Below are 5,211 nucleotides of genomic sequence, written 5' to 3'. Positions count from 1 at the left end.
CTTGCGCCTTGGTTTTTCCGTTTCTGTCACTCAACTTTTCATTTCGCGCATCCATGGGTTCAAACCTAGAGGTTGGTGTCTTTGCCTCCTAAGAAAACGGGTTTATGGGCTCTGTTTTTCTGCGACGAAATGCTTATAATGCTGTATGCATGTACAGTGTTGGTGGTTTTCGATGGTACAACAGGTGGTACAGGATGTTTCAATTTCTTCAGCGGTTCATTGCATGGCTTTACGATGAACCTCACATTGTTTCTTCTTCTCCCTCTGCAGCGCGCGGCGCTCCAGAGGGTTTTGTGCTGCCTGCGACACGGGCGGAGCTGGAAAACGATGCGATCATCTTGGACAAGCTGCGCGTCTTAAAACGCAGCGGCCTTGCGCTGCCGTTTGAGGTATGGCAAGCATTTGTGGTCGATACCGTCATCAATTACGCGCTCTGGTGCCAAGACCTGCCCGCTTCTCAAGGCTACCATCACACCGGCAAGCGTGGCTTGCTGCTGCACAGTTTGGACGTGGCGATTTACGCCATGCGCCTGCGTCGCAACGCCATTTTGCCGCCAAACACCCCACCCGAAGACGTGATACACCGTGAAATCGTGTGGGTGTATGGCGTGTTCTTGTGCGCGCTGCTGCACGACTCCGGCAAAATTATGGATGTGGACATCGAACTGCATCAAGGCGAGGAGGGCATCGTGCGCTGGACGCCGGTGATGGGCCCCATCACCTTACCGTATCGCGCCAAGTACCACCCGGCGCGTCAGTACAGCACCCACCAATACACCGGGCATACGTTGCTCAGCCAGCTGCTGAGCGCCGACGCCATGCTCGCCATATCGAGCGACAAAGCGTTGTACCACACCATGATGGAAAGCCTGTCCGGCCATAACAATCCCGACAATGTGATTGAGCAGATTGTCACGCAAGCCGATGCGGCCAGCGTGGCGCAGGATTTAGGTGCGGATAAAGCCGGCATCAATCTGGCGGCAGAAAAAGCGCGCGGCGCAACACTGACCCTAGCGGGTCAGCTTAAGCTGACGTTATCGCACCTATTGCAAAGCGGCGTGCTCCCGCTGAATAAAAAAGGCGCGGAAGGGTTTGTCGAGGGCGAATGGCTCTATCTGATGAGCAAACCCATTGCGGAGCGACTGCGCACCGCGCTGCTTGAGCGCGGCATCACCGCCGTGCCATCGGACAATTCCCGTTTGTTTAACGAGTTGCAACAGCACCAGCTTATCCGCCCTAACGCCGATGACATGGCGATATGGAAATGTGAGGTTCTGCTGTCGGAGTTTGATTGGCGTCAGACCTTCACCTTTGTCTGCGTACATTGGCCAACGTTCGCCCCAGAGGCGAACTTCGATAGCCTGGTTGGACACATTTTACCCGTGCAAGACGACGAGTCTGCTCAGCCTGAGCCAAACGCAGAGCACCAAATCAACAATCCCACAGGCGCTTCGGCTGATGAACCCATCCCCGAAGCGCAATCCGACCGCTTGCCGAGTGCTGAGACGTTGCCACCGGCATCGCCCATCAGTGATGACTTGATGGCGTTCATGGCGCCGTTGGCCGCGCCAGTGACTGAAACGGTCGAGGAGGCAGTCGACGCGACGTCATTGGACGAAAACTCGACGCCTTCTAGCGACGCCGTAGACACCGCTTTAGAGGCGCTGACTCAAGCGCGGTCCACCTCTGACTCAGAGATGACGACCGACGCCGAGAAAGCGCCTCACATCTTGCTTCAACAGATTGATTTACGAGAAACCCGAGGGGAAGCCTTGGGTATGGCGTTCTACGACTGGGTGGAGGCGGTGCTGAACGGCGGCGTTCATCCCGTCAATCGCCAAGGTGCGCTGTTTCATCGAGTCGAACAAGGTTTGTTTGTGGTCTCTCCTGGTGCGTTTCGCACCTTCATCAGTGAGCGCTGCCAGTACGGAAAGCCCAACAGTTACAGCGAAGTGCAACAAGGGTTGCAACCACTTGGTCGTCACATTGTCGCCGCCAGCGGTCGCAATGTGCACAAAGCCCGCATCAAAGATTCAAGCCAAAGCCTCAACGGCTTTTTGTTCCCGTTGACCCCAGAGTGGGAGACGCGCTACGCGCTCAACCCACATGTAATGTTGGAGGAGGTGTTATGACACAGCAAACGACGACCTTGACCAGTGAGGTGCACTGGGCGGTGTTGAACCATCTTGCTCACATGGCGTGCAACGGACAAGATGCCACGCTCATGGCGGCAGGATTTAATGCAAAGATGATCCGTCAACTGAAGCAGCATTCACTCACTGAGATCAAGCAATTGTCACATTCCATTTGTGGGCGCCAATGTGCAGTTGATGTGGATGTGCTCAGGAAAGCGCTAGAGATGGTGGATATTCCAGAGGACATCGTTGTTTTCCTGCAGTTGGGGAGCAGCAACAAAGCGTTGACCCACTTTTTTGCCATTAAAGGCACCGTGCCTGCGCAGTGGCGAAAAGCGGTGAAGGCTGGCCCAAGTTTTAGGCAGCGCTGCGTTCCCCCCTCACAAGTGAAAGCATTGTGGACATGCCTTGAAAGCCTGCCTGTCGGACATGTCCGGGAAATCAATCGAGAGCAAATCATCATGGTTGCCAAAACGTGTCAGCTGAGTATTGGTGCAATATGGGCTGAAATCTGTGGTGACAGTGAAAGATGTTAAACGTGGGATGAAGAGCATGAGCAATAAATCAAGCAACAAAAATAAAATGGGCGCGCTGGTTGCCAGCGCCGAAGTGCAGCTGCACAGCGTCGAAACCGTTAAGTTATGGAACCCGAGCAAAAAGAGCAAAGCGCCTGGGGTGGGGCTGTTTTTTAAACGTGCGTCGGTATTGGAGTACGCGGCTCGCCGCGATGATCCGTATGCCGATTTTGCGTTGCTGGAAATTGAGCGCGCGATGAACGACGCGTTTGCCGTGTGCCAACAGGCGCTGCAGGCCTTGCCGGCGCGATTGAGTTCGCGCGTGCAATACCACGAAGCGCTGTCGCGCGCGCCTGTGACCAAAACCATTTCACTCAAAAGCCGTTTTGGTTGGCGTTTGGTGGCGCTGCTGGAGCAGTTTGACATTGCGATGGTGCAAATGAGCGATGCGTATTTTAAAGCGCAGCTGACCCGTCCTGAGTTTGAGGGGCACCGCCAAGCGTGCATTCAAGCGCTGCGCAAGGTGATATCTGACAGTGTGGTGTTGCAGCACTCAGGGGTGACGCGCCAAGACATGGCGGCCAACAACGCCAAAGCCCAAGCGGCGCAGGCGAAGTTAGGGGCTATCCCGTTTGAAGTGCTGGAAGGCGTTGAGCGCGCTGAATTTGCCCCGGACATCAGAGGATAGCCGATGAGCCAGCGTTCCTTTAAGACCCGCAAGCGCAAGCGTCAACACGCGAGCAAGCATGTGCGGCGAGAGAGAAACAAAAAAGCCCAAGCTTCAACCCGTTCAAAGGCGTCGACGGCCGCGCGAGAGCGCATCACGGTATGTGTGAAAGCCCCGCGTCCAGAGTCGGAAGAAGCAAGCATGAACTCCGCTCAAAAGTATCAGCAAACGCTGCGTAAACTCGGCGCGCAAATGAAGCTATTGGTCGAAGAGGATGAGGACTTCTTTGTGCCTGGGTTTACCCCTTCGCGTGTAACGGTCGATAAATATGGTCAGGTTAAACACCGACTGGTGAAGATGTCGGCGTATTTTCAGCAAGTATTGACCATGTGTGAAAACTTAGTGTACAACCCAGCCGTGTTACCTGGATTGGCGGCTTATTGTCCTGGCATGAAGCGGAAAGACGTACGAACCTACACCGCGCAAGTGTTGGCGGTGTTGCTTTGTTCGAGTGAGTTCGAAGGCGGTCGAATTGGTTACCTGCAGGTTGGGGCGGAAATGAACCCCAAATCGCATCGTGAACTCATGAAAGAATATTTACTGCGCTTTGGGCAAGAGATTAATGAAGAGACGTGGTATGCGGCTTATGGCCGATTGAAAAAGGCGGGCTACATTCAAGACATGAAAGTGACGTTGCCTATTGACCTTCCTCGTGAAGGTCAAGAAAACCTCACGCTTATTCGCAGCGCCGCGGCCTACAAACAATTCACTCCGCGATTTTTTGAGCACTTTAAAGTGACCCGATTTGAAAACGTGAAGGCGTTGATACAAGCGGGGATCGCCAAGCAGAAAGCGCAAGGCTACGGCTTTAAGTGGGTGAGTTACAGCATTCTTGCGAAAGGGATACGAGACCGTATTCAAGCGCAATTTCTCAATGAGTTGATCAACGACACGTTCCCCGTCGTTGGGACTCACACTTCTCCTGATATCCCAATACCTTATTAAGATTATTTTTCGTTATGCCTCTTCGCTGAGGTCGATGTCGCACGTCGGTGGTTTTTCTTATCGCTAAACGCTATAAATCGACTCAGTTATTGCCACTTTCGTTATAGGTCTATGGCATTTTTTCGTCGTGACGGAGAAAAAATCGGTCTGATTTTTCTTTTTATCCACAGAGCTCGTGTTTTTTTGAGCGCTTTGGGTTTTCCACAGAGAAGTTGGGGTTACAGAATGTGGTTACCCAGAGAGGTTACACGGCGGGGCAGTTATTGACCTTAATAGAAAATAAAAGATCATAATAGAGTAAGGCGCTTTGCTTCGCTGCCCAACATGCACCCTCCCATTCCCAGTGTGTCCACCCACGTCTAAACCCATCCGTTCCTATCACTGGGAATGGGCCCCAACAGCCAGCCTTTGCTTTGGAAACGAAGACAAGATTTCAACACAGGCTGGCTGCGCTGAACCTTTCTTTTGTCATTCGACAGGAAGCCACCGAGCATAACGCATGAGTCCTTGTTGTCTTACTCGCTACGCTCGCGCATTCTAGCAGGGCGAAGGAGCAAGATTTAAGCCATGGTGACTGACATCCCTTTCTTTTTACTGACATTGCGGTGGTCAATATTTTTTCGCTGCGCTCATTCTGTATGTCGTCGCACGGCTCCTCCATGTGTGGTGTTGGTGGATATTTAGCTATAACCATTTGGATGGTTAATGATGTCTATGTTATTAAGAGCGTTCTATCTCGGAGAGGGTTATGGATGGAAGCGTTCATCACGGTACTTTTGGTGTTAGTAGGGTATTGGCTTGTCGATCGCTGGTGTTTGTATCAAGAGAGACGCGATGCCTTGAAAAAAGAGCAGGATGACCTGACATCCTAACTATGCTATCAGTGATA

4 protein-coding genes are annotated in these 5,211 nt (G+C 52.6%); all 4 read left to right on the top strand.

The window, feature by feature from the left end:
* Nucleotides 1–194: 194 nt before the first annotated feature.
* From mobH to KIO97_RS25455, 4 genes are read left to right on the top strand one after another with little or no spacing between them, the layout of a single operon-like run.
* Nucleotides 195–2,132: a MobH family relaxase gene (gene mobH, locus KIO97_RS25470; RefSeq protein ID WP_285384294.1), complete on the top strand. Its 1,938-nt coding sequence runs from the start codon at nucleotides 195–197 to the stop codon at nucleotides 2,130–2,132.
* Nucleotides 2,129–2,671, top strand: coding sequence for an STY4526/YPO1902 family pathogenicity island replication protein (locus KIO97_RS25465; protein WP_086370807.1), 543 nt, complete (start codon nucleotides 2,129–2,131; stop codon nucleotides 2,669–2,671). The genes mobH and KIO97_RS25465 overlap by 4 nt, the downstream gene beginning before the upstream one ends.
* Nucleotides 2,672–2,687: 16 nt before the next feature.
* The gene (locus KIO97_RS25460) at nucleotides 2,688–3,338 is read left to right on the top strand and encodes a PFL_4669 family integrating conjugative element protein (RefSeq protein WP_233969504.1); all 651 of its coding nucleotides are present in this window, start codon (nucleotides 2,688–2,690) and stop codon (nucleotides 3,336–3,338) included.
* Between the two features lie 3 nt (nucleotides 3,339–3,341).
* A complete protein-coding gene (locus KIO97_RS25455; RefSeq protein WP_285384293.1) occupies nucleotides 3,342–4,322 on the top strand; it encodes a hypothetical protein in 981 nt (326 codons plus the stop codon).
* Nucleotides 4,323–5,211: the final 889 nt, after the last annotated feature.

This window comes from Vibrio sp. B181a (assembly GCF_030248375.1).
Lineage (GTDB): Bacteria > Pseudomonadota > Gammaproteobacteria > Enterobacterales > Vibrionaceae > Vibrio > Vibrio campbellii.
This window is presented reverse-complemented; position numbering and strand designations above follow the sequence as displayed.